Genomic DNA, 22150 nt, shown 5'->3' with positions numbered 1-22150 from the left:
TTCCTCCCGCAGCCGTTGCGGCGGGTGTTGGGGATGCCCACGAGTTGCCGTGGGCCGTCGGCGCGCGCGCTGCGCGCCTCGATCTGGGCGGGGGCCAACCGCATGGCGGAGGCGATCAGGCCGCCGTCGGTGCCGCCGCGGCTGCCGAATCCGCTGCTGCGGGTCTCCTCGACCGCGACGCGTGCTTGCGGCTCCGACCTCGACCGCCGAAACCGCCCGTGATGCGGTCGAGGATCATGGCGATCACCACGACGGCGATCCCGGCTTCGAAGCCCAGCGAGATGTTGACCGAGCTGAGCGCCTGCACGATAGGGCGGCCGAGCCCGGGGGCCCCGACCATGCTGGCGATGACCGACATCGAGAGCGAGAGCATGATCACCTGGTTGACGCCCGCCATGATCGACGGCATCGCGAGCGGCAGTTGGATCTGCCGGAGGATGCGTGCGGGCGTCGCGCCGAAGGCGGTGCCCGCCTCGACGACCTCGCGGTCGACACCGCGGATGCCGAGCTCGGTGAGCCGCACGCCCGGAGCGACGGCGAACATGATCGTCGCGACGATGCCGGGAACGGGACCCACGCTGAAGAGGAAGATGGCCGGGAGGAGGTAGACGAAGGCGGGCATCGTCTGCAGGAAATCAAGAATCGGCCGGACCACGTTCGAGATCGCCTGAGAGCGAGCCGCCCAGATGCCGAGGGGGATCGCGATGATCGTCGCGATCAGCACGGCGACGAGGGTGAGCGCAAGGGTGAGCATCGCGTTCTCCCACTGCTCGACCGTGATGATCAGGACCAGCCCGAGCACGGTCCCCAGCGCCAGCTTCCACCCCTTGGCGAGGAAGGCGATCGCGGCGAGCGCGATGATGATCGTCCAGGCCGGAGGGGCGGTGAAGATCCAGGTCGTCGCGTCGTAGATGCCGGTGAAGAGCATCGCGATGAAGTCGAACAGCCACCCGAGATAGTCCTTCAGGAAGTTGATGAGCTCCTTCACCCACGCGCCGAGGGGAATACGGGCGCCGTCGTTCAGCCACTGGAGGAGGTCCATCAGCGCGCACCCCCTTCGCCCGGGGTGCCACCCGCGGGAGCGGAGGCGCCTCCCGGCGCACCGGCCGCAGCGTCCACCAGCGGGGTGAACTCGGCGACCAGGTCGATCGGCGTCTGGACGATCGGCATCTCACGGGTCGTCGCGGGCACGTTGCCGAGCGCGGCGAGGAGGGTGACACGCGGGATCACCCCGACGAGCCGGCGATTCTCGTCGATCACCGCGAGGGGAATCGGGGTCTCGACAGCACGCTCCACGATGTCGGTGAGCAGATCGTCAGGGCCGACCGTGAGCACGGAATCGTCGACGATCGACCGCAGCTCGGTGGTGCCGGCCTTGACTGCGCGGATGACCGCCCGGTCCGTGACCGCCCCCACGAGCCTGCGGTTCTCGACCGCGAACACGGCGCTCGTCTGCTGCTCGCGCAGCGTGCGCAGCGCGCCGCGCACGCCGGCGCTGAGGGGGGTCGTCAGGTGCGGCGGTTCCATCACCGCGCTCGCCGTGAGCACGCGCGCACGGTCGACGTCCTGAACGAACTGGGCCACGTAGTCGTTCGCCGGGTCCGTGAGGATATCCTCGGGAGTGCCGCTCTGCACGATGCGCCCGTCGCGCATCACCGCGATCCGATCCCCGAGGAACATCGCCTCGTTGAGATCGTGGGTGATGAAGATGATCGTGCGACCGAGCTCCTGCTGCAGCTCGATCAGCTGCTCCTGCATCTCCCGGCGGATCAGCGGGTCGAGCGCCGAGAAGGCCTCGTCCATGAGCAGGATGTCGGTGCCGGCGGTGAGGGCGCGGGCGAGCCCGACCCGCTGGCGCATACCGCCGGAGAGCTCGTCGGGGTAGGAGTCCGCCCAGTCGCCGAGCCCGACCTTCTCGAGGATCTCGCGAGCCGCGGAGAGCCGTTCGGCTTTGGCCGCTCCCTGGATCTCGAGCGCGTAGGCGGCGTTGTCGATCACCGTCCGGTGCGGCAGCAGCGCGAAGTGCTGGAAGACCATCGAGACCGACTCGCGGCGGATCGCGCGGAGTTCGGCCGGAGAGGCCCCGGTGATGCTGCGCCCCTGGATGATCACCTCGCCCTCCGTCGGCGCGAGCAGGCCGTTCAGCATCCGGATGATCGTGGACTTGCCGGAGCCGGAGAGCCCCATGATCACGAAGATCTCTCCGCGCCGAACCGTGAAACCGGCGTCGATGACGGCCGCGGTTCCGGCGTCGAGCACGTCGGCTCGGCCCTCTCCGGCCTTCAGCCTGCGGACGGCCTGATTCGGGTGCTTGCCGAACACCTTGTACAGATGACGCGCTTCTAGAGCCGTTTCGGACACGTTTCCCTCGTGGCTCGACCGTACGGCCGGGCTTTTCTCGGTTACGCCCGGGTGATGCTCGCAGGGCAGGGCCGCAGTGACGATATCGCACGACGGCTCCCGCAAGGGATTTCGGATCCGCGCACAGAGCATCGACCGTACGCTCGCGACCCTCCGTGCGTGCGGAGCAGGCTCGGATCTGGGACGCGACCGCGGACTGGTCAGGAGGCACAAGGCCCGCACCAAACGTAACGAAGGTACCGCTCTGAGGCAAATCTGCCGACTCGGGGCTCCCCTCGGCCGGTCGCCGGAGGGTGCCTAGGCGCGATCGCCGCTCGCGCGGTTCGACATCCCGAACAGCACCGCCCCGAGCACGAGCACCGTCGCGCCGCAGAGGTAGACGACGACCACGCTGCTCGCATCGACCAGGATCCCGCCGAAGCCGGCCGCGAGCATGATCGCCGCCTGGAAGCCGACCACGACCAGGCTGCCGCCCGCCTCGAGGCGGTCCGGCATCCGGTGCCCCACCCAGGTGTTCACGACGAGCAGCCAGGAGGCGAAGCAGAAGCCCCAGACGAAGGCCACCGCGCCGATGCCCCACGGCGACCCCGCGCCGACGATCATGAGGATCGCCATGAGCGCGATGACGACCGGCGAGACGACCGCGAGGCGGCGGTAGCCGCGGTCGACGACGAGCCCGATGAGCACGTTGCCGAGCAGACCTCCGACGCCGAACAGCGCGAGCAGGAGGATGATGGTCCCGGCGTCGATCGGCTCGCCGTCGGAGCGCACCCGTTCCAGGGCGAGCCGGATGTAGGTGTAGGCGAGGAAGTGGCCGAGGACCACGAGGAGGTGCCCCGCCATCCCGAGCGAGACGCCGGGCCGGCGCAGCGTGTCGACGAGCGTCGAGAGGCGTGCCGCGCCCTCCGGGGGCACGCTCGGCAGCAGGATCCGGAGCGCGACGACGAGCAGCGCCGTGGCCGCTGCGGCGAGGCCGAAAACGCCGCGCCAGCCCAGCACCTCGCTCAGCATCACGCCGACCGGGACACCGGCGACCGTGGCGAGCGAGGTGCCCGCGGTGGTGAACACGACCGCGCGGCCGATCCGCTCCGGGCCCGCGATGCGCGCGGCCACGGTGATCGACATCGCCCAGAACGCGGAGAGCGCCGCGCCCAGCAGCACCCGCGCGAGCAGCATCAGCGGGAGGCTGGGCGCGACGGCCACCACCGCGTTCGAGACGGCGGCGGCCACCGCCATCCAGACGAGCAACGAGCGACGGTCGAGACGTGGCAGCGCCAGACCGACCGTCGGAGCGACGAACAGCCCGACGAGTGCGGTGACCGTGACCAGCTGGCCGGCCTGGCCGGGGGTGACCCGCAGCTCGTCGGCGATCTCGAGCAGCACGCCGTTGGGCAGGAACTCCGCGGTGACCAGCAGGAAGCTCATCGACATCATGGCGATGAGGGCGCCGTAGCGCATACGCGGAGCGGCGTCGTTCCGGGAAGCGGGGTCGTTCTGGGGCGCGGGGCTGACGGGCACCGGGGCAGTCGTGGTCATGCTCCCAGACTGCCGTGCGGGGCGGCGTTCCGCCCGACCGTGCGTCCGGCGCACCCGACGGATCGTCCGGGATCCGCCGCGCGGGCCGCCGCCCCGGCTATCGCTACCGGATGCGCCAGTAGCCGGTGAAGTCGATCGCCGTCTTCGGGACCCCGAGCTCGTTCACCAGGTGGCGCCGTCCGCCGCTCGCGAGCTGCTGCTCACCGGCGATGAACGCCGAGAGCGGCTCGTCCGCGAGTTCGGGGGCCGGCTCGTGGGCGCGCAGCTCCTCGAGCGCGGCGGCGCCGGGTCGCGCTCCCGCGTCCCGCGCGATCCAGCGCACCTCGACGCCACCCGGCGCGACGACATCCTGGCGATCCGCCTCGTCGGGGATCTCGATGATCGCCAGTCCGGTGCTGTCGGCGGGCAGGTCGCGGAGGATCCCGATCACGGCGGGCAGCGCGCTCTCGTCACCGGCGAGCAGCACCCGTCTGGCGCCCTCGACCGGTCGGTACCCGCACCCCTGGTCGATGAGCGCGACCGGAGCCGCGAGCGGCAGGGAGGCCGCCCAGGGTCCCGCGACGCCCGCCGTGCCGTGCACCACGAAGTCGACGTCGAGTTCGCCCGCCTCGGACCGGTACTCGCGAACGGTGTAGTTGCGGATCACCGGCCGCGTCGCCTTGGGCAGCGTGAGATACCGGAGGTATCCGCGCATGTCGAAGCGTTCGCTCAGCTTGTCGAAGCGCGTGTCGTCGGAGACGGGGAGCGCCAGCCGGAACCACTGGTCGAAGCCGAGATCGCGCCATTCGGCGATCCTGCCCCCTCCGAGGGTGAGCCGCACGAAGTGCGGGGAGATCTGCTCGGCGCGCAGCACCTCTGCGGTGACCAGGCCCGTGTCGGCGTGACTGACTGCGATGTTGCTGGATGGCATGACCGGCCTCCGCTTCTCTGTTCTCGTCTCCCCCGGGCTCTCGTGGCGCGGGGCGGCGAGCGCTCCCCCGCGCCCGGCCCTTCACCCGAAGCTACTACATCTGATGAATATCGGGGAGGGCTTCCCAGACCACTCCCAGACCGTCAGTCCAGCACGAAGGAGGCCTCGGGATCCTCGAGCAGGTGCAGGGTGCCGCGCGCGTGCCGGACCGACGGGGCATCGGGGCGAGCGGTCATGGTTCTCCCGGTTGCGGGCTTCGGGGATGGTCCGGGTCCAGCATAGGAGCGGATCCCCGGATCCTCCGCTCTTTCAGAACTCCCGCAAGCGGTCGCGCAGCCGCGGTCGCGGCGGCTCGGCGACGGGGTCCCGCACGAGCCCGCGCCGGCGCAGCTCCGGGACCAGCCCGTCGGCGACCTCGATCACGTACTTCCGGTTGATGCGCATGCCCGGGGCGTGGATCAGGAAGCCGTCCCCGCCCACGGCGCGGTGGATCTCCTCGAGCCGATCCGCCACGGTCGCGGGCGTTCCGACGAGATCCCCCTTGCGCCGGCCGCTGTCGCCCAGGATGATCTCGCGCAGCGTCTTGCCCTCGCTCCCCTTCAGCATGGCGCGGAGCGTGCCCTGCTCGCCGTGGGTCGCCAGGTCGGCCGGCAGCGGCTGGTCGAGATCGAAGCGGGAGAAGTCGATGTCGGTGACGTCGGCGATGCCCACGAGGGTGCGCTCCAGGAACTCGGGATCCCGCAGCCGCGCCTCGGCCCGTTCCCGGGCGTGCGCATCGGTGTCGCCGAGGGTCGGCGAGACGAGGAACAGCACCTTCACGTCGTCCGGGCGGCGGCCGAGCGCCTCGGCCCGGGCCCGGATGTCGTCCCGGTAGGCGCGCATGTCGTCGACCGTCGAGGCCGGCGACACCACCACGTCGGCGTACTTGGCGGCGAGATCCCGGCCCTTGGGAGACCCGCCCGCCTGCGCGATGACGGGTCGGCGCTGCGGGGACGGCGGGGTGTTCAGCGGTCCACGCGAGGCGTAGAACCTGCCCGAGAAGCCGATGTCGCGCACCTTCGCGCCGTCGGCGTAGGTGCGCGTCTCCCGGTCGAGCACGACGGCGTCCTCGTCCCACGACTCCCAGAGCCGCTGCACGAGGTCGACGTACTCGTCGGCCTTCTCATATCTCAGGTCGTGCTCCGGGATCCGCTCGTAGCCGTAGTTCTGCGCCGCGCGGTCCTCGCCGGAGGTGACGACGTTCCACCCGACCCGGCCGCGCGTCAGATGGTCGAGCGTGGCGGTGAGCCGGGCGAGCAGATACGGCGGGTAGAAGGTGGTCGAGAGCGTCGCGATGATGCCGAGCCGCTCGGTGGCCCGGGCGAGCAGCGGCACGAGCGGCGCCGGGTCGAGCTTCGGCGCGTGGTAGGCGTGCTTGAGCTCGGCGACGAAGGATCCGCCGTAGGTATCGGCCACCATCGACTTGTCCTCGAGCAGCACGAAGTCGAAACCGGAGCGGTCGAGCTGACGGGCGACGTCGACGAGGGTCTCCCCCGACCAGTCGCGGCCGCCGTCGCCCCACTGCCCGTCCCAGTCGTCGACGGTGAAGTTGAGGAACCATCCGAGATGGAAGCGGGAATCGGTCATGATGCTCCTGTCTGTTGCGGCGCGGGAGGGAGAGGGGCCGACGCGGCGCCGGCCCGGGATCGGGCGGTGCGGCGCTCGAGTCGGGCGACGAGTCTGATGAGCGGCAGGGTGACCGCGGCGTAGAGGACGCCGGCCGCGACGAGCACCTGCAGGTATTGGAAGGTGATCGAGCCGATGTCGTAGGCCCGGCTCAGCAGCTCGGGGATCCCGAGCGCGAACGCGAGCGAGGTGGCCTGGAACATCTGGATGCAGAACCCGAGCAGCGGCGCGAGCGAGATGCGCGCGGCCTGCGGCAGGATCACCGAGAAGAAGGCGTCGGTCCGGGTGAGGCCGAGCGCGCGTGCGGCCTCCCGCTGCCCGTCCGGGACGGCGAGCAGGCTCGCGCGCAGGATCTCGCTGCTGTAGGCGGCCGTGGTGAACGACAGGCCGATCCAGGCCGCGGGCATCGCGTCGAGCACGATGCCCGCGCTCGGCAGTCCGAAGTAGACGAGCAGGAGCACCACGAGGACCGGCGCGCCGCGGCCGATCTCGACGACCGCGATCGTCGGCCAGGAGACCCAGCGGGAACGATGCGTCGACAGGAGCGCGAGCAGGAGGCCGGACGTCACGCCGACCAGCGTGCTCACGCCGGCCAGCTGCAGCGAGACGCCGAGGCCGGGCAGCAACTCGCGCAGCGTGTCGATCAGCTCGCCGTTCACGGCCGCACCCGCTTCCGGAGGGCCCGCTCCGCACCGCGCGCGGCCACCGCGACCGGGATGCTGAGGACCAGGTAGAGGAGCACCGCGACGAGGTAGGCGTCCAGCCCGGCGCCCGCGGTGCGGTTCGCCTGGGTCGTGAAGTAGGCGATCTCGGTCACGCCGATCACCGAGGGGATCGACGAATCCTTGAGCAGCGTCAGCGCGAACGTGGCGGCCGAGGGCAGGGCGACCCGCACCATCTGCGGTGCCACGACGAAGCGGAAGCGATCGATGGGGCCGAGCCCGAGGCTGCGCGCCGCCTCGCGCTGCCCGTCGGGCACCGCGGCGAGCGCGGTGCGGCAGACCTCGGAGAGGTAGGCGGCGGCCACGATCCCGAGCACCAGCACCGCCGCGGGGAGCGGGGCGAAGTGGAACCTGCCGATCGAGACCCCGAAGTAGAGGATGAACAGCCAGACCAGGATCGGCACGCTGCGCACGAGGTCGACGACCGCGCGCACCGGGTAGCGCAGCCAGCGGCTGCGCGCCTCGAGCGCGAGCGCACCGGGCACGGCGAGGAGCGCGCCGAACGCGAACGCGCTCACCGAGATCAGTACCGTGAGCGGCACGCCCGCGGCGATGCTCGTGAAGATCTCGCTCGGGCTCACTGCTCGCGCACGACCTTCAGGAACTGCCTGGTGCGCTCGTGCTGCGGGGCGGAGAACAGCCGAGCCGGGGGCGCGTGCTCGATCACGCGGCCCTCGGCCATCACGAGCACGTCGCCGGCGACCTGCTCGGCGAAGCGCATCTCGTGGGTCACGACGAGCATGGTGATCCCGGAGCCCGCCAGCCGGCGCAGCACCTGCAGCACCTCTGCGCGGAGCTCGGGGTCGAGCGCTGAGGTCGGTTCGTCGAGCAGCAGGACCCGCGGCTCGAGGGCGAGCGCGCGGGCGATCGCCACCCGCTGCTGCTGGCCGCCGGAGAGCTGGGAGGGGCGGTGCCCCGCCCGGTCCGCGAGGCCGACCTCCGCCAGCCCCGCGCGGGCCCGCTCGGCCGCCTCTCCCCGGGACAGTCGCCGCACGCGCCGCAGCGCCAGGGCGACGTTCTCCAGAGCGGTCAGGTGCGGGAAGAGGTTGAACGATTGGAACACCATCCCGACGTCCGCGTGCAGGGTCCGGGCGGCGTCGACGGGCTTCCGGCCCGCCGGGTAGACGGTGCCCGCGATCACGACCTCCCCCGTGTCGGGCTCCTCGAGCCGGTTGAGGCAGCGCAGCATGGTGCTCTTCCCCGATCCGCTCGGTCCGATGATCGCCGTGACCGATCCCGCCGGCACGTCGAAGTCGACGTCGGAAAAGACCAGGTGGTCCCCGAACGACTTGCTCAGTCCGCGCACCGACACGAGCGGGGGCCGGGCTGCGCCGTTCACCGGCGGGCTCCGCTCAGCTCAGCGACCGTCTCGAACAGCACCCGCGCGCCGTTCGCGGCCCATTCCGGGGTGATCCGCTCGGCCTCGGAGTGGCTGATCCCGCCCGCGCAGGGGATGAAGATCATGGCGGTCGGTACCCGCGCGGCCAGCTGCATGGCGTCGTGCCCGGCGCGCGAGATCAGATCGGCGCCGGAGAGCCCGAGCGACCGCGTCGCGGAACGGACGGCTTCGAGCACGCCGGAGTCGAAGACGACCGCGGGCTGATCGAGGATCACCTCGATCTCGACGGACGTCCCGGAGTCGGCAGCGATCCGCGCGGCCGCCTGTCGGATCGTGCGCTCGGCCCGATCCAGGATCCCCGCGGAGGGGTGGCGCAAGTCGAGGCCGAGGCGGGCGTGCGCGGGGATCACGTTGCGCGAGTTGGGGGTGACGACGAGTTCGCCGACCGTGGGGCGGATGTCCGGGTCGACGGTTTCGCCCAGCCCCGCCACCTCGGCGACGATCCGGGAGGCCGCGACGAGGGCGTCCCGCCGCGCCCCCAGCGGCGTCGTGCCCGCGTGGCCGCTCTCGCCCGAGACCCGGGCGTCGATCCAGCGGATCGCCTGCACCCCCGACACGAACCCGATATCGGTCCCGGTCGCCTCGAGTTCCGGCCCCTGCTCGATGTGCAGCTCGACGGCGGCGTGGATCCCCGCGACGCTGGGCCGCTCGGCGGTCGGCGCGGCGACCCCGCCGACGCCGGCGAGGGCCTCCGCGACCGTCGCACCGCCCGCGTCCGCGCGTGCCAGCGCCTCGTCGAGCGCGAGCGAGCCGCTGAACACCGCGGAACCCATCATGCTGGGGCTGAAGCGGGCGCCCTCCTCGTTGGTCCAGTTCGCCAGGATGATCGGGCGTTCGTGCTCGATCTCCCGCTCGGCCAGCGCGCGCAGCACCTCGAGTCCGGCCAGCACCCCGTAGACCCCGTCGTACCGCCCGCCCAGCGGCTGGCTGTCGAGGTGCGAGCCGATGAGCACCGCCTCCGCGTCGGCCCGCCGCCCGGGCTTGACGACGAACTGGTTGCCGATCCGGTCGCGTTGCACCGGCCAGCCCGCGACAGCCGCAGCCGACTCCAGCCACGCCCTGACCTCCGCATCGGCCTCGTCGAGCGCGAGCCGATGGAGGCCTCCGCGCTCGGTGCCGCCGAATCGCGCGGAGTCGACGAGGGTCGTCCACAGCCGCTCGGCGTCGATGGAGACCCCGGCCCCGGAGCCTCGCGCCGGGCGCGAGCCGGCTTCGCCCTCTCCAGCTGAGTGGTGCATGCGTGTCTCCAGATCCTCGGGCCGGGTGTGGCCTCCGATCATAAGGAAGACCCCGCCGCGCATTTCTCGGCATTTGTTCAAAAGCGCCGGACGCCGGGCGCCGGAGACGTCACACTGCGTAATCTGCGGCCGTTTTCGACACCTGTCTATGTTCCGCTCGCGATCGAATCGCCACAGTAGTGTCCCATCGGCAACACCCAACCCCGCTGCATTGGAGACATCATGAAACGTCGCTCAGTCCTCTCGGCCGTAACGGCCGCGGTGTTCGTGCTCGGCCTCGCCGGCTGCTCGTCGGCCGATCCCGACGGCTCGGGAACGGAGGCCGAGACGCAGGATCGCTCCTTCACCACCATCACGGAGGGCACCCTGACCGTGGGCGTGCCGGAGTTCCCCCCGTTCGTCGGGCTCGAGGGCGACGAGATCACCGGCCCGGACGGCGAGATCATCGCCGCGCTCGCCGAGCGGTACGACCTCGAGCTGCAGCCCGAGCCGTACGAGTTCGCCGCGCTCATCCCCGCGATCCAGCAGGGTCGGATCGACGTGGCCATCGGCTCGATCTTCCGCACGGCCGAGCGCGCGGAGGTGGTCGACTTCTCCGCCCCGCTCTACGACGAGCCCGCCGGCGTGATCTCCGAGGACGGCGTCGACGCGGTCGCCGACTTCGCCGATCTCCGGGTGGGGACGATCCAGGGCTACAACTGGGTCGAAGACGTGCAGACCGTGCTGGGCGACAACCGGCTCACGCTCTACCCGTCGTCGACGGAGCTGCAGCAGGATCTCGAGGCGGGCCGCATCGACGTCGGCATCGACAGCTACGGCACCGCGCTGTATCTCTACGCGGACTCCGATTTCACGGTGGAGCGCCTCGCCGAGGATGAGCGCATCGCCACCTCGCTGGAGCCGGGCCAGACCGCGTTCCTGCTCTCGAAGGACAACCCCGAGCTGACGGCCGCGCTCGACGCCGGCATCGCGGAGCTGCACGAGAACGGGCTCATCGCCGAGGCGCTGGAGCGCGCCGGACTCGATCCGATCGCCGCGGACACCGGCGAGCCGCGCATCCTTGAGTAGCCCGGCCCCGCCCCCGGCCGAGCGGCCGCGGATCGCCGTGCTCGTCCCCTCGAGCGACACTAGCGTCGAGATCGAGCTGCCCCGCCGCCTCGGCGGGGCCGCATCGATCCACGTGGCCCGGATGCGGCTCGACTCCGTGACCGCCGAGGGGCTGCGCGGGCTCGAGGCCTCGGCGCTCGAGCAGGCCGCCGGGCTTCGGCAGATCGCGCCGGATCTCGCGCTGTTCGCGTGCACGAGCGGCACGTTCCTGCGCGGAGCCGCGTTCGAGCGGGGGTTCGTCGCCGAGCTCGAGGAGCTCCTCGGCGCACGGGTGCTGACCGCGGCGCGCTCGATGGTCCGCGCGCTCGTCGCGCGGGGCACCCGCGTGCGCCTCGTCGCCTCGTACACCGAAGACCTCGTGGCGGCCGAGAGCGCCTACCTGCGGGACCACGGGCTCGAGGTGGCCTCCGCGCGGGGGCTCGGCATCCTCGACGACGAGGCCACCGCCCGCGTGACGCCGGCGCAGCTGGCCGAGGCCGCGGCCGGCGCAGCGGGCGACGGCGCCGACGCGGTGATGCTCAGCTGCACGAATCTGCGCACCCTCGACGCCTCGGCCTGGCTCGAGCAGCGGATCGGGCTCCCGGTCGTCAGTTCGAACTCCGCGCTCGCCGAGGCCGCGCTGGCCGCGCTCGGAAGCGGCTCAGACCCGTTCGAGTAGCCCCTCGATCTGGGCGGCGGTGAGGCCGAGGTGCAGGGCGACGCGGTGATCCCCGCGTTCGAGATCGAAACCGGTCTGCTCCTCGATCCGGGCGATGCGGTAGTAGAGCGTGCCGCGGTGCACGCCGAGTTCGGAGGCGGTGCGCCCCGCGTTGCCCCCGCTGTCGAGGAACGCCTTCGCAGTGCGCGCGATGATGCGCCCCCGCTCGGTGTCGAGCAGCGTCAGTATCGCGGGCGGAACCTCCAGCCGGCTGATGGGAGCGATGCGGCCGAGCTCGATGAGCAGCTCGTACGCCGAGAGCCCGTCGGCGAACACCGCGTCGTCCGTCCCCCGCACCGCGCGCGCGATGGGGTGGACGGCGTCGAGGTGGTCGAACACCTCGTACGAGGTGTAGAGGATCGGCGACGAGAACGCGGTCAGCCGGCCGATCGCGCCGGCCTCGGCGTTGATCGAGCCCAGCGCCTCGGCGAGCGCGGGCGCCAGCGACCGATGGGCGAGCGCCTCGGGCGCTCCGCCCGCGACCAGCAGCTCCTGCCCCGCGCGGTCGCGCGTGATCGCCCAGTGCACGCCCCGGAGCCCCGGGTGGAGGCCTTCGAGAAGACGATCGGCGGGCGGGAACGCGGCGTGCCCGTCGGGCTCGATCACCGGCTCCGTCACGAGGTCGACGGAGATCACGCGGAAGGCGCGATGCGCCGACGCGAAGCGATCCAGCGCGACGCCCCGGGCGGCCGCGACGGCGGCGGGAACCCGCACGACCTCGCCCAGAGCGTCCGCGGCGGCGCGCTGCAGCCTCAGCCAGTCGCCCTCCGCCACGGCCGCCTCGCTGTCGATCGCCCAGATGTGCCCGAGCAGCGCGCCGCGCCCGTCCCGGACCGGCAGATGCACCCGGCCGAGCTCGAGGCCAGGGAACGGGTCGATGCGCTGCGGCGAGGATCCGGTGAAGATGCCCGAGCCGCCCGCGAGGGTGCGCCGCACCGTGTCGGTGACCGGCTTGCCGAGCAGGAGGGCGAGGCGGCTCCCGTCCAGCGGGCCGGCGTGCGGCGTCGAGACGAGCGGGCGCATGTCGGCGGTGTTGAACGCCAGGGGCGTGTCGACGAGCGCGCTGAGCTCCGCGATCGTCCTGCTCAGCCGATCGCCCGCTCCCCTCAGTTCGACGGACATGCACGTATGCTACTTCGGCGGCCTCCGACCGGGCGCAGGATCCGAAACATCCGGTCATCTGCGCGTCCCGGTCCGGCGCACCGGGCGGCGGCCGGACGGCCTGCGCGCGGGCGCGGGACGCTGCGGGCGCCGGCCCCTCCCCCGCCGATCTCGCCGGTCCCGAGGAGGCGGTAGGATTCAGGGGAGTTCGCGACTGGGAGGATGTGTATGCGTCCGTTTCTGGACAGGGCGGTGCCCGAGGCCTGGGAGGCCGCAGAGGCCTTCTCCGCGGCGGTGCGCGAGTCCGCGCTGGCCCGCGGGCTGAGCGCGCAGGAGAGCGAGTTCATCAAGGTGCGCGCCTCGCAGCTGAACGGCTGCGCCTTCTGCCTGGATCTCCACTCGCGCGAGGCCAGGCAGTCCGGGATTCCGCAGCAGAAGCTCGACCTGCTGGCCGCCTGGCGCGAGACCGGCGCCTACGGCGAGCGCGAGGCGGCGGTGCTGGCCATCGCCGAGGCGGCGACGATCCTCCCCCTGGGCGAGGAGGCGCAGGCCGACCTCTTCGCCGCGCGGGGCGTGCTGGGCGACGATGCCTTCGCGGCCGCGGAATGGGTGGCCGTCGCGATCAACGCCTTCAACCGCGTCTCGATCCTGAGCCGGCATCCCGTGCGGCCGCGCGACGCCGAGGGCCGCCTGGCGCCGAAGGACCCGCGATCCCGATGAGCAATCTCGACGCACGACCCGACCTGGCGATCCTGAGCCCGGGTCAGCCGTGCACGGCCGTCGAAGTGCTCGAACCACGACCGGTGCCGCTGGGCGGGCTGCGCGCGATGACCGTGCACCGCACCCTGCCGCAGCGCCGCCGCTCGCTGGTGGGATCCTGGTGCTTCCTGGATCACTACGGCCCCGACGACGTCTCGGCGACCGGCGGGATGCGGGTGCCGCGGCACCCCCACACCGGCCTCGCGACCGTCTCCTGGCTCTTCAGCGGGCGGATCGACCACCTCGATTCCGGCGGGGTCGCCGCGGCCGTGCGGCCCGGCGAGCTGAACCTCATGATCGCGGGGCGCGGGATCACCCACCAGGAGATCAGCGCGCCCGAGACGCGCACCCTGCACGGCGTGCAGCTCTGGTACGCGCTGCCCGAGTCGACCCGGTTCGGCGAGAACGGCTTCGCGCACTACGAGCCCGAGCCGGTGGAGCTGCCGGGCGCCAGCGCGCGGGTGTTCATCGGCGAGCTGCTGGGCTCGGCCTCGCCCGTCGACACGCGCACGCCGGATCTGCTCGGGGCCGAGCTGCTGCTCGCTCCCGGCGCATCGGTCTCGCTCGAGGTGCGGAGCGACTTCGAGCACGCGGTGCTCGCGGAGAGCGAGGCGGTCCGGGTGAACTCGGTCGCCGTCGCGCATCGGGCGCTCGGCTATGCTCCGCCGGGCGCCGACACCCTCGTGATCGCCGCCGGGGAACGCGGTGCGCGGGTGATCCTGCTGGGCGGCGTGCCGCTCGGCGAGGAGATCGTGATGTGGTGGAACTTCGTGGGGCGCGGACACGACGAGATCGTCGAGTTCCGTCGCCGCTACCAGGCGGAGCTCGGCTTCGAGCCGGCCGACCCCCTCGACGCCGGCAAGCCCGCCCTGTTCGGGGGGTTCCCGCAGGGTCAGCCCCGCGCTCTGCCCGCCCCCGCGCTGCCGATCTCGCGGTTGAAGCCGCGAGCCTGACGCGCGGGCGGACCGGGCCCAGCGGCATCCGCCACCCATACCGATCTCGACACCGACACCGACACCGACGTCCGACCACCAGGGAGGCACACCATGACCCGGGAACGATTCGAAGTGGAGCATCGCGACGCGGAGTCGCGCTACGTGCTGATCGACCGCGGGGAGGACGGCAGCGGCGCGCAGGAGATCGGCGAGGAGTCGTACGTCGACGTCGCGGCCGACGACGCCGCCGCGGAGGCCGCGGGCGACGCCCGGCCGCGGGCGGGCGCGGTCCAGCGCGTGCTCTTCCACACCTTCGTCTCCGAGGCGTACGCGGGGCAGGGGCTCGCCTCGATGCTCGTGCGCACGGTCGTGGACGATCTGATCGCGGCGGGCCGCGCCGTCGTGCCGGTCTGCCCCTACGTGGCGGGGTGGCTGCGCAAGCATCCCGAATACGCGGCGCACGAGGTCGCGCCGACGCCCCGGCACCTGCGCGCGGTGCGCCGGCAGCAGCGGTAGGCGGATCGGGATCCGCGGCTATTCGGCGCCCCGTGCGCTGAGCAGGAACCGGCTCAGCGATTCCCGGCTCGAGCTCAGGCAGGTGATCCTGGCGTCGAGATCGGCGATCTGGTCGCGGATCAGGCCCGCGAGGATATCGTCGCAGGCCTCCGTCCACGCGACCCGCCCCGACCGGCGGTCGAGGATGATCCTGATCATGCGGGTCGGTATGCCCGAGCTGCTCAGGTCCCGGATCATCACCACCTGTTCGACCTCGGATTCCGTGTACTCGCGGTAGCCGTTCGCACCCCTCCCCGGGCGGAGGAGCTCCTGCTGCTCGTAGTAGCGCAGCATCCTGCTGGTGACCCCCGTGCGACGTTCCACCTCGCCGATCCTCACGCGCTCCGCCCCCTTCCTCCGGCGAACCGGCGTCCGGCCGCCGCGGACCCCCTCGAGCCGGCGCTTGACCTTGACACCGATGTTAGTGTCTACCGTTGCAGGATGACCGCTCCCACCGACCCCTCCGCCTCGCCCTCGGGACGCGCCCGGCCGCTCGGGCTCGTGCTCGCCGGACTCACCGCCGCCACCTTCTGGACGGTGACCGCGGAGCTGCTGCCCTCCGGACTCCTGCCCGAGATGAGCCGGGATCTGCGCGTGCCCGAGAGCGCGATCGGCGCGCTCGTGAGCGCATGGGCGATCACGATCGCCGCCGCCGGGATCCCGCTCGTGCGCCTCACCATGCGCGTGCCCCGCGCCGCGCTGCTGACGACGGCGCTCGGCATCGTCGCCGCCGCCAATCTCCTCACCGCGCTCGCCCCGGACTATGCGCTCGCCCTGCTGGCGCGGGTCGTCGCGGCGGCGGCGCACGGACTGTTCTGGGCGGTGGTCGTCGCCTACACCGCCTCCATCGTCGATCCGGCCCGCCTGGGTCGGGGGCTGTCGATCGTGCTGGCCGGTCCGACCCTCGCCGGGCTCGCGGGGCTCCCCGCGGCGGCGGCGCTGGCCGACCGCGCCGGCTGGCGCACCGTGTTCGCCATCGTATCGGCGCTGCTCGCCCTGACCGCTCTGGCGCTGCGTTGGCTGCTGCCGCGCGACCGCCGGGAGGCCGCTCCGGCGCGGGAGCCCGGGGCTCCGGCCGCCGCGCGAGACCGCGAGCGCCGCCGCGTCGTGCTCGTCACGGGTGCCGGCGGCGTGGTACTGGTCGGGCATTTCGCCGCATTCACCTACATCGTGCCGCTGACCCTCGGTCACGGCGGGCTGCCTCCCGGATCCGCACCGGTCGTGCTGCTGCTCCTCGGAGCCGCCGGGGGCCTCGGCGTCCTGCTCGCGGGATTCGCCTCGGATCGCCTCCCCCGGACGGGGGTGGTGATCGCCGGGGGGCTCGTGGCCGCCGGGTTGGCGATGCTGCTGCTGGGTGGGTTCTCACCGGCCGTGTTCCTGTCGGGCGCGGCGGTGTGGGGGCTCGCGGTCGGCGCGTTCCCGCCGCTCCTGCAGGCGTGCGTGCTCCGCCTGGCCGCGCCGTCCTTCCGCGGGACGGCCGGCGGCATCATCGTCACCGTCCTCAATCTCGGCGTCGCGGTCGGCGCAGCGCTGGGCGCCGTCGTCATCGCCTGGGGGCAGACTCAGCTGCTGCTCGTCGCGGCGCTCTCGACCGCGACCGGGACGGCCGCGCTCGCGCTCTTCAGCACCGCGGACCCGGTTCCGGATCCGGTCACCGCGGAGTAGGAGCCTCCCTCTTCAGCCCTCCTCACCGGGCGACTGCGCGGCGGCGCGGCGCGCCCGGGAGCGCTGCGCCAGAGCCCTCGCCCACTCCGCGACGAGCCACACGAAGCCACCGACCCAGGCGACCGCCGCGACGAGGGCGACGGTGTCATTGAGCGCATCGGTCGCCGCGTGGACGGCGTCGGCGTCGGGGCCGTAGGCGCCGAGCCACACCTGGAAGGTCGATCCGTAGCCGACGTCGCCGCCGTCGGTCAGGAAGACGCCGAGCAGGACCACGCCGACGAGCGTCAGCCAGGCCGCGACGGTGGCGCGGGACCGCGCGGCGGCCGAGGCGAAGAGCGCGCGCGACGAGAGGAAGCCCTGCGCCGCGATCACGATCTGCAGCGCGTAGCCCGCGATCAGGACGAGGATCGGGCCGAGGATGATCACGAGCATCAGCCACCCGGTGGAGAAGCCCTTGAGGACGAGCGCGGCGAGCGGCAGGACGATCAGAGCGACGCCGGTGACGACTGCGGCGGGGGTGCGCGATGGAGTCATGCAGTTCAGTGTGACAGGGTCGCCGCCGGGGCGGTAGTGCCGCCCCGGATCGCACGTCCGCTCCCCGTCCCACCCGCTGGCGCCCCTTCTTCCGACCCGCGTGCGCCGAAGACACCGCGATGCGGATATACGCTCGCCGATCCGGCGCGCACTCGTCCTTGCGACGGCCTCGGATATCCGTCTCGCGGCGGAGGCGTCGGACGCTCGGGCTTCCTACGCTGGAGGTATGACCGGAACAGAGAAACCCGAGAAGGCCTCGGACCAGACCGGGCTCGCCCTGGGTCTCGCCCTGGGCGTCGGGGTCGGAGTGGCACTCGGCGTCGCCACCGACCAGCTGGGCACCTGGATGGCCATCGGAATCGCGCTCGGGCTCGTGTTCGGGCTCTCCTACGACGCGCGGAGGCGAAGCGCACGGGCCGCTTCCGACCCGGGGAATGAGGATCCTCCCCCCGTGAAGATCGTCGATGGCGCGACCTACACGCTCGTGAGGCGCGACGACCCTCCGCCGGGGCGGCGGGCCCACTGCTGGCTCGGCGACAACGGGTGGGAGCTCGAACTCGCCGAGGAGGAGGCCGCGCGCTACGGCGTGGACTGAGCGGCTCGCGTCGCGCGGGTCTCGCGGGAGACCGATCCGGCGAGCAGCTGACCGCCGCTCGTGAGGAGGGCGCGCTTCCAGGGCACGACGCCGTCGATCTCGATCTGCAGCGACATGCTCAGCACGGTGCGGATCAGCACGATGACGGCGAGCACCGCCACCTCTTCGAGGGAGGGGACCGAGGAGATCGTGCGGATCAGGTCGGCGGCGACGAGGACTTCGAGCCCGAGCAGGATCGAGGCGCCGATCGTGGAGCGCAGCACGAGGTAGGCCGCGCGTCCGCCCTCGCGGCGGCCGAGCGTGCGGAGGGCGAGGACGACGGCGATCCCGAACCCGACGACCATGGCGATGACTCCGAGCACCTCGAAGCTGATGGTGATGGTCTCGAACACGTCGGCGATCCGCATGCGCCCAGCGTACCCCGGGCGGCGGCCTCGATCGGCCGTGGCCGGTCCGGGTGCGGCGGGGGGGCGGCTGGCCGGGGTGATGCGACGCGGTCGGGGCGGGATCCGGTCGGCTCACGTCGGGGGTGCGCCGCCGCCGTGCTCGTTCGCGATCCAGGATTCCAGCAGCCGTTCCCCCACGAGATCGCGATGCACCTCCCACGACACGCAGTACATGCTGGTGAGGATCCCGCCGGTCTGCGGGTGCGGCGCCTGGGGCGTGCTCTGGTGCGTGTGGCCGTGGATGAGCGGGAACCCGCGGTCGGGGAGGCGGAACTCCGGGTAGCGCGTCGCGCCGCGGCCCGGCCCCTCGCCGAGCGATTCGTAGGGGTAGTGCGACATCAGCACCTCGCGGCCGCCGAGCCGCACCCAGCCGAACTGCTGCACCGATCCGAAGACCTCGAGCCACTCGCGCTGGTGCCGGTAGCCGCGGCGGTGGATCGAGGAGACGCCGTCGTGGTTGCCCGCGATGAGGTGCAGCTCGGCGTCGACGCCGCGCAGGAGTTCGAGAGCCCGCTGCTCCTCCTCCGGCCGTCCGCTCGTGAGGTCGCCGAGCACCCAGACGACGTCATCGCGGCGCAGTCGCCCGAGCTGCCCGAGCACGGTGTCATCGTGCTCCTCGGTCGTCTCGAACCCCCTCCGCCGCGCGACGCTGTCGTGGCCGAGGTGCAGATCGGCGATCCAGTAGCGTGCCATCTCAGCCTTCGTCCCACCCCTCCTGCGGCACGGAGCAGGTCTCGCGGAAGACGAACTGCGAGGGCGGCCTGCGCTCCCGGCTCGACCAGTCGATCGCCGGCCGCCGCGCCTGCGCGGGAACGTAGCCGAGCCGGTAGAGTGCCATGAGCTCCAGATCGTCGGGCACCTCCAGGAGATCGATGATCCGCTCCCACTGATCCGGCTGCTCCATCGGGAACGAGATGAACTGGATGCCCATGCCCAGTTCGACCGTGGTCAGCCAGAGGTTCTCCACAGCGGCGCCCATGCTGAACTGGCAGTAGAAGTCCGCGAGCGGGTGCGCGCCCCGCTCCTGCCGGTCGAGCATGACGCCCAGGATCAGCGGCGATCCCGCGACGAGCCGCCGATTCTCCTCACCCAGGGTCCGGGGAACCCGCAGCATCCTCATCGCCCGCACACCGGCCCGGGTGAAGACCGTCCGGGTGAAGGGCCGCAATGGCGACGGCAGCCGGTCGAAGTACATCCCGGATCGGTGCTCGGCCATCTCCTCGGCGCTGAAGCGGAAGTGGCGTTTGTACCTCTCGAAGAAGGACCCCTCGGAGATCACGGCCGTCATGGACTCGCCGCTGATCCGAGCAATGGTCGCGATCGTGGTGGGATCCTCGATCACGAGGAAGCGCCACGGCTGACTGTTGAACTGCGACGGCGCGGATGCGGCCGCCCTGATGAGCAGTCTCTGGTGCTCCTCCGAGACCGGTTCGGAGAGGAACGGGCCGTTGGTGGTGCGGCGGTCGAAGAGGACGTCGAAGAACTCCATCGCTTACTCCTGAGTCGGGGGTTCCGCCGGGCGGCTTCGCACGGCTTCGAGGGGTCTCATCGCGCCGCCCAGAGTACGAGGGCGGCGAGATAGGGGGGAGCCGCGCTGAGTCCCATCAGCGCGTGGCGCCTCGGGCGCCTCGCGACGGGAACGCCGAGGAAGGGGAGCAGGGAGAGCGGCACGAGGGCGAGGGCGAGCAACAGGCCGCGCATCCACTGAGCGGGGAGCGAGAGCGCCGCAGCCAGGGCGGTGAGTGCGAAGGTCAGGACGAACAGGCGGCTGTGCCACGCGCGCCTCACCCGATGGCCGCGCTGGCTGAGCAGCCCGAGCGTAACGGTGACGAGATAACTGAGGACGGCCAGCAGCACCGCCGCTTCCGCGACGAGCCCCATCACCGAGATCCTCGCCCGTTTCTCGTCCCGCCTCTCATCTCGTTACCCATCGACGGCGAGCTCACACTCCGATCATGTCGCGCAGCCGCCCCGCGCACAAGCCCGCGCCCCCTGCGGCCCTTGTCAACCCCTTCCGCTGTCGCCCCCGACCCGCTTTCATGGAGGCATGGTCACCCGTCTGCTCTCGGTCGGCACCGCCGTTCCCGACGCGCGGCTGCGACAGTCCGGGATCCGGGATCTCTTCGCCTCGCAGCCCGGTGTCGACCGGCTGACCGGACGTCTCATCGCCGCGGCCTTCGATCGCTCAGGCATCGAGACCAGGTACGCCGTCATCGGCGGGGCCGACGGGCTCTCCCCCGCATTCGCGGGCGACGGAGACCGGCTGCTCGCGCCGACGACCGGCGAGCGCAATGCGATCTACCGGCGCGAGGCCCCGCCGCTGAGCGCCGCCGCCGCGGGCGATGCGATCCTGCGCTCCGGGCACGAGGCCGCCGAGATCACGCACGTCGTGACGGCCTCGTGCACGGGTTTCTTCGCGCCGGGGCCCGATTTCCTCCTGGTGAGGGATCTCGGCATCCCGCGCACCGTCGAGCGGTATCACATCGGGTTCATGGGCTGCGCCGCAGCCTTCCCGGCGCTCCGCGCGGCGACCCGCATCTGCGATGCGCAGCCGGGATCGGTAGCGCTCGTGGTGTGCACCGAACTCTGCTCGCTCCACCTCCGCACCTCGAGCGACCCCGAGCAGATCGTCGCCTCAGCGGTCTTCGGCGACGGTGCTGCGGCCGCGATCGTGTCGTCCGCGACGCCGAGAACGGACGATGCGCTGCTCGAGGTCGGCGGCTTCACCACGGCCGTCACGCACGAGGGCGAGCAGGACATGGACTGGACGATCGGCGACCACGGGTTCGAGATGCGGCTCACGGCGGAGGTGCCGCGCATCATCGGGCGCGAGATCGTCGGGGTGGTCGATCGGATGCTGGGTTCGGGATCGGGCGGGGCCGATGGCGACGGCACGGAGGCGGTCGAGCGCATCGACGGCTGGGCCGTGCACCCCGGCGGGCGCAGCGTGCTCGATCGGGTGCAGGCCGGGCTGGGCCTGCCCGACGAGCTGATGGGCCACTCTCGCGCGGTGCTGCGCGACTACGGCAACATGTCGAGCGCGACGATCCTGTTCATCCTGCGGCGAATGCTGGCCGACGAGTCCCTCGGAGACGGCGCGCAGCTGGCGGGGCTCTGCTTCGGGCCGGGGCTCACGGTGGAGACGGCCCGGTTCACCCGTCGCTCCAGCGGCCCGGGTTCGCGGTCTGCGGGCGAGGCCTCGGCATGAGGCTCTCCGAGCGCGAGACGCGGCTGAGGGAGTTGATGGACGACCCGGCCTGCGATCCCGTGCGCCTGCGCCGCACGCTCGAGCGCTTCGCCCTCGTCAACCGTGCCGTGTCGTGCTGGGGCGCCGTCTACCGCGCCCGGTTGCGGCCGCTGCTGAGGCGCCTCGATCGCCCCGCGCGCCTCCTCGACATCGGCTGCGGCGGGGGCGACGTCGTGCGCCGCCTGGTGCGACTCGCGCGCAGCGACGGCTTCGGCGTCGAGGCGCTCGGCATCGATCCCGATCCCCGCGCGCTCGAGGTGGCACGCGCCGCGAAGACGATGCCGGGCGTCTCCTACGAGCAGGCCCGCAGCCGCGCGCTCGTCGAGCGGGGCGAGCGATTCGACCTCGTCATCTCGAACCACCTGCTGCACCATCTCGACGACGGGTCGCTCGAACAGCTGATCGCGGACTCCGAGGCTCTGGCGACCGGGCTCTGCCTGCACTCCGACATCGCGCGCAGCGACGGCGCCTATGCGCTGTTCTCGGTGGCGGTGCCGCCGATCGCGCCGGGATCGTTTTTGCTCGTCGACGGCCTGCGCAGCATCCGGCGCAGCTACGCTCCCGCGGAGTTGCGTGCTCGGCTGCCGCCCGATTGGCGCGTGGAACGGCCGGGCAGGTTCCGGCTGCTCGCCGTGAACCGGCGTCGCTGACGGCGAGCCTCGCGCGCTTGCGCGAAGC

The 22150-nt window shown here is 72.1% G+C and carries 25 protein-coding genes; 9 read left to right on the top strand and 16 right to left on the bottom strand.

Features of this window, described 5'->3' with window-relative positions; genetic code table 11:
• Positions 1-115: 115 nt before the first annotated feature.
• From J4H92_RS03155 to J4H92_RS03115, 9 genes are all read right to left on the bottom strand, one after another.
• Positions 116-1042, bottom strand: coding sequence for an ABC transporter permease (locus J4H92_RS03155; RefSeq protein ID WP_243751925.1), 927 nt, complete (start codon positions 1040-1042; stop codon positions 116-118).
• Positions 1042-2361, bottom strand: coding sequence for a quaternary amine ABC transporter ATP-binding protein (locus J4H92_RS03150; RefSeq protein ID WP_341782979.1), 1320 nt, complete (start codon positions 2359-2361; stop codon positions 1042-1044). Before J4H92_RS03150 ends, J4H92_RS03155 begins: the two co-directional genes overlap by 1 nt.
• A 297-nt stretch (positions 2362-2658) precedes the next feature.
• Positions 2659-3897 (bottom strand): MFS transporter, encoded by a 1239-nt coding sequence (locus J4H92_RS03145; protein WP_208095858.1) that lies wholly within the window; start codon positions 3895-3897, stop codon positions 2659-2661.
• A gap of 103 nt (positions 3898-4000) precedes the next feature.
• Positions 4001-4807 carry a siderophore-interacting protein gene (locus tag J4H92_RS03140; protein ID WP_208095855.1) on the bottom strand — a complete coding sequence of 269 codons (807 nt, stop codon included), beginning with the start codon at positions 4805-4807 and terminating at the stop codon, positions 4001-4003.
• Between the two features lie 309 nt (positions 4808-5116).
• Positions 5117-6433 carry an NtaA/DmoA family FMN-dependent monooxygenase gene (locus J4H92_RS03135; protein WP_208095852.1) on the bottom strand — a complete coding sequence of 439 codons (1317 nt, stop codon included), beginning with the start codon at positions 6431-6433 and terminating at the stop codon, positions 5117-5119.
• Entirely contained in the window at positions 6430-7131 is a 702-nt protein-coding gene (locus tag J4H92_RS03130) for an ABC transporter permease subunit (protein ID WP_208095839.1), read from the bottom strand. The genes J4H92_RS03135 and J4H92_RS03130 overlap by 4 nt, the downstream gene beginning before the upstream one ends.
• Positions 7128-7775, bottom strand: coding sequence for an ABC transporter permease subunit (locus J4H92_RS03125; RefSeq protein WP_208095835.1), 648 nt, complete (start codon positions 7773-7775; stop codon positions 7128-7130). The genes J4H92_RS03130 and J4H92_RS03125 overlap by 4 nt, the downstream gene beginning before the upstream one ends.
• Entirely contained in the window at positions 7772-8533 is a 762-nt protein-coding gene (locus tag J4H92_RS03120) for an ATP-binding cassette domain-containing protein (protein ID WP_208095833.1), read from the bottom strand. The genes J4H92_RS03125 and J4H92_RS03120 overlap by 4 nt, the downstream gene beginning before the upstream one ends.
• Complete coding sequence (locus tag J4H92_RS03115; protein WP_208095830.1) at positions 8530-9831, bottom strand: Zn-dependent hydrolase; 1302 nt, start codon at positions 9829-9831, stop codon at positions 8530-8532. Before J4H92_RS03115 ends, J4H92_RS03120 begins: the two co-directional genes overlap by 4 nt.
• 222 nt (positions 9832-10053) lie before the next feature.
• Here J4H92_RS03115 and J4H92_RS03110 point away from each other — a divergent pair, with 222 nt between their 5' ends.
• Complete coding sequence (locus J4H92_RS03110; RefSeq protein ID WP_208095828.1) at positions 10054-10899, top strand: substrate-binding periplasmic protein; 846 nt, start codon at positions 10054-10056, stop codon at positions 10897-10899.
• On the top strand, positions 10892-11596 hold the full coding sequence (locus J4H92_RS03105; RefSeq protein WP_208095825.1) for a maleate cis-trans isomerase family protein: 705 nt from the start codon (positions 10892-10894) through the stop codon (positions 11594-11596). Before J4H92_RS03110 ends, J4H92_RS03105 begins: the two co-directional genes overlap by 8 nt.
• Here J4H92_RS03105 and J4H92_RS03100 read toward each other — a convergent pair.
• Positions 11579-12757 (bottom strand): helix-turn-helix domain-containing protein, encoded by a 1179-nt coding sequence (locus J4H92_RS03100; protein ID WP_208095822.1) that lies wholly within the window; start codon positions 12755-12757, stop codon positions 11579-11581. The two genes, J4H92_RS03105 and J4H92_RS03100, sit on opposite strands and share 18 nt — an antisense overlap.
• A gap of 207 nt (positions 12758-12964) precedes the next feature.
• Between J4H92_RS03100 and J4H92_RS03095 the strand changes: the two genes are divergently transcribed.
• From J4H92_RS03095 to J4H92_RS03085, 3 genes are all read left to right on the top strand, one after another.
• Positions 12965-13456, top strand: a complete 492-nt coding sequence (locus J4H92_RS03095; RefSeq protein WP_208095820.1) for a carboxymuconolactone decarboxylase family protein — start codon at positions 12965-12967, stop codon at positions 13454-13456.
• Positions 13453-14448, top strand: a complete 996-nt coding sequence (locus J4H92_RS03090) for a pirin family protein (protein WP_208095817.1) — start codon at positions 13453-13455, stop codon at positions 14446-14448. Before J4H92_RS03095 ends, J4H92_RS03090 begins: the two co-directional genes overlap by 4 nt.
• Positions 14449-14541: 93 nt before the next feature.
• The gene (locus J4H92_RS03085; protein WP_208095814.1) at positions 14542-14946 is read left to right on the top strand and encodes a GNAT family N-acetyltransferase; all 405 of its coding nucleotides are present in this window, start codon (positions 14542-14544) and stop codon (positions 14944-14946) included.
• Positions 14947-14964: 18 nt separating this feature from the next.
• Here the strand turns inward: J4H92_RS03085 and J4H92_RS03080 are convergent, their stop codons facing one another.
• Complete coding sequence (locus J4H92_RS03080; protein WP_208095811.1) at positions 14965-15309, bottom strand: MerR family transcriptional regulator; 345 nt, start codon at positions 15307-15309, stop codon at positions 14965-14967.
• Positions 15310-15426: 117 nt separating this feature from the next.
• Here J4H92_RS03080 and J4H92_RS03075 point away from each other — a divergent pair, with 117 nt between their 5' ends.
• Positions 15427-16650 carry an MFS transporter gene (locus J4H92_RS03075; protein WP_208095808.1) on the top strand — a complete coding sequence of 408 codons (1224 nt, stop codon included), beginning with the start codon at positions 15427-15429 and terminating at the stop codon, positions 16648-16650.
• Between the two features lie 12 nt (positions 16651-16662).
• Here the strand turns inward: J4H92_RS03075 and J4H92_RS03070 are convergent, their stop codons facing one another.
• Positions 16663-17184 carry a hypothetical protein gene (locus tag J4H92_RS03070; protein WP_208095805.1) on the bottom strand — a complete coding sequence of 174 codons (522 nt, stop codon included), beginning with the start codon at positions 17182-17184 and terminating at the stop codon, positions 16663-16665.
• 226 nt (positions 17185-17410) lie between these two features.
• Here J4H92_RS03070 and J4H92_RS03065 point away from each other — a divergent pair, with 226 nt between their 5' ends.
• Positions 17411-17779: a glycine zipper domain-containing protein gene (locus tag J4H92_RS03065; protein WP_208095803.1), complete on the top strand. Its 369-nt coding sequence runs from the start codon at positions 17411-17413 to the stop codon at positions 17777-17779.
• Here the strand turns inward: J4H92_RS03065 and J4H92_RS03060 are convergent.
• From J4H92_RS03060 to J4H92_RS03045, 4 genes are all read right to left on the bottom strand, one after another.
• Complete coding sequence (locus J4H92_RS03060) at positions 17764-18186, bottom strand: DUF1622 domain-containing protein (protein WP_208095800.1); 423 nt, start codon at positions 18184-18186, stop codon at positions 17764-17766. The two genes, J4H92_RS03065 and J4H92_RS03060, sit on opposite strands and share 16 nt — an antisense overlap.
• 111 nt (positions 18187-18297) lie before the next feature.
• Entirely contained in the window at positions 18298-18918 is a 621-nt protein-coding gene (locus tag J4H92_RS03055) for a metallophosphoesterase (protein WP_208095798.1), read from the bottom strand.
• 1 nt (position 18919) lies between these two features.
• Entirely contained in the window at positions 18920-19714 is a 795-nt protein-coding gene (locus tag J4H92_RS03050; protein ID WP_208095795.1) for a nitroreductase family protein, read from the bottom strand.
• 56 nt (positions 19715-19770) lie between these two features.
• Positions 19771-20106, bottom strand: coding sequence for a hypothetical protein (locus J4H92_RS03045; protein ID WP_208095792.1), 336 nt, complete (start codon positions 20104-20106; stop codon positions 19771-19773).
• Between the two features lie 166 nt (positions 20107-20272).
• On the opposite strand from J4H92_RS03045, the gene J4H92_RS03040 reads away from it, so the two are divergent.
• Both J4H92_RS03040 and J4H92_RS03035 read left to right on the top strand, forming a co-directional pair.
• Positions 20273-21433 (top strand): type III polyketide synthase, encoded by a 1161-nt coding sequence (locus J4H92_RS03040; protein WP_208095789.1) that lies wholly within the window; start codon positions 20273-20275, stop codon positions 21431-21433.
• Complete coding sequence (locus J4H92_RS03035; RefSeq protein ID WP_208095786.1) at positions 21430-22122, top strand: methyltransferase domain-containing protein; 693 nt, start codon at positions 21430-21432, stop codon at positions 22120-22122. The genes J4H92_RS03040 and J4H92_RS03035 overlap by 4 nt, the downstream gene beginning before the upstream one ends.
• Positions 22123-22150: the final 28 nt, after the last annotated feature.

The sequence above is a fragment of the Leucobacter weissii genome (assembly GCF_017565745.1).
In the GTDB taxonomy this organism is placed as follows: Bacteria; Actinomycetota; Actinomycetes; order Actinomycetales; family Microbacteriaceae; genus Leucobacter; species Leucobacter weissii.
The sequence above is the reverse complement of the archived record's forward strand: the minus strand, read 5'-3'. Positions and strand labels throughout refer to the sequence as shown.

Bases quoted from the DNA above. Each gene is read 5' to 3' on its own strand.
- J4H92_RS03155 (WP_243751925.1), bottom strand. From the start codon at position 1,042: ATGGACCTCCTCCAGTGGCTGAACGACGGCGCCCGTATTCCCCTCGGC.
- J4H92_RS03145 (WP_208095858.1), bottom strand. From the start codon at position 3,897: ATGACCACGACTGCCCCGGTGCCCGTCAGCCCCGCGCCCCAGAACGAC.
- J4H92_RS03140 (WP_208095855.1), bottom strand. From the start codon at position 4,807: ATGCCATCCAGCAACATCGCAGTCAGTCACGCCGACACGGGCCTGGTC.
- J4H92_RS03135 (WP_208095852.1), bottom strand. From the start codon at position 6,433: ATGACCGATTCCCGCTTCCATCTCGGATGGTTCCTCAACTTCACCGTC.
- J4H92_RS03115 (WP_208095830.1), bottom strand. From the start codon at position 9,831: ATGCACCACTCAGCTGGAGAGGGCGAAGCCGGCTCGCGCCCGGCGCGA.
- J4H92_RS03110 (WP_208095828.1), top strand. From the start codon at position 10,054: ATGAAACGTCGCTCAGTCCTCTCGGCCGTAACGGCCGCGGTGTTCGTG.
- J4H92_RS03100 (WP_208095822.1), bottom strand. From the start codon at position 12,757: ATGTCCGTCGAACTGAGGGGAGCGGGCGATCGGCTGAGCAGGACGATC.
- J4H92_RS03095 (WP_208095820.1), top strand. From the start codon at position 12,965: ATGCGTCCGTTTCTGGACAGGGCGGTGCCCGAGGCCTGGGAGGCCGCA.
- J4H92_RS03090 (WP_208095817.1), top strand. From the start codon at position 13,453: ATGAGCAATCTCGACGCACGACCCGACCTGGCGATCCTGAGCCCGGGT.
- J4H92_RS03085 (WP_208095814.1), top strand. From the start codon at position 14,542: ATGACCCGGGAACGATTCGAAGTGGAGCATCGCGACGCGGAGTCGCGC.
- J4H92_RS03075 (WP_208095808.1), top strand. From the start codon at position 15,427: ATGACCGCTCCCACCGACCCCTCCGCCTCGCCCTCGGGACGCGCCCGG.
- J4H92_RS03070 (WP_208095805.1), bottom strand. From the start codon at position 17,184: ATGACTCCATCGCGCACCCCCGCCGCAGTCGTCACCGGCGTCGCTCTG.
- J4H92_RS03065 (WP_208095803.1), top strand. From the start codon at position 17,411: ATGACCGGAACAGAGAAACCCGAGAAGGCCTCGGACCAGACCGGGCTC.
- J4H92_RS03060 (WP_208095800.1), bottom strand. From the start codon at position 18,186: ATGCGGATCGCCGACGTGTTCGAGACCATCACCATCAGCTTCGAGGTG.
- J4H92_RS03055 (WP_208095798.1), bottom strand. From the start codon at position 18,918: ATGGCACGCTACTGGATCGCCGATCTGCACCTCGGCCACGACAGCGTC.
- J4H92_RS03050 (WP_208095795.1), bottom strand. From the start codon at position 19,714: ATGGAGTTCTTCGACGTCCTCTTCGACCGCCGCACCACCAACGGCCCG.
- J4H92_RS03045 (WP_208095792.1), bottom strand. From the start codon at position 20,106: ATGGGGCTCGTCGCGGAAGCGGCGGTGCTGCTGGCCGTCCTCAGTTAT.
- J4H92_RS03040 (WP_208095789.1), top strand. From the start codon at position 20,273: ATGGTCACCCGTCTGCTCTCGGTCGGCACCGCCGTTCCCGACGCGCGG.
- J4H92_RS03035 (WP_208095786.1), top strand. From the start codon at position 21,430: ATGAGGCTCTCCGAGCGCGAGACGCGGCTGAGGGAGTTGATGGACGAC.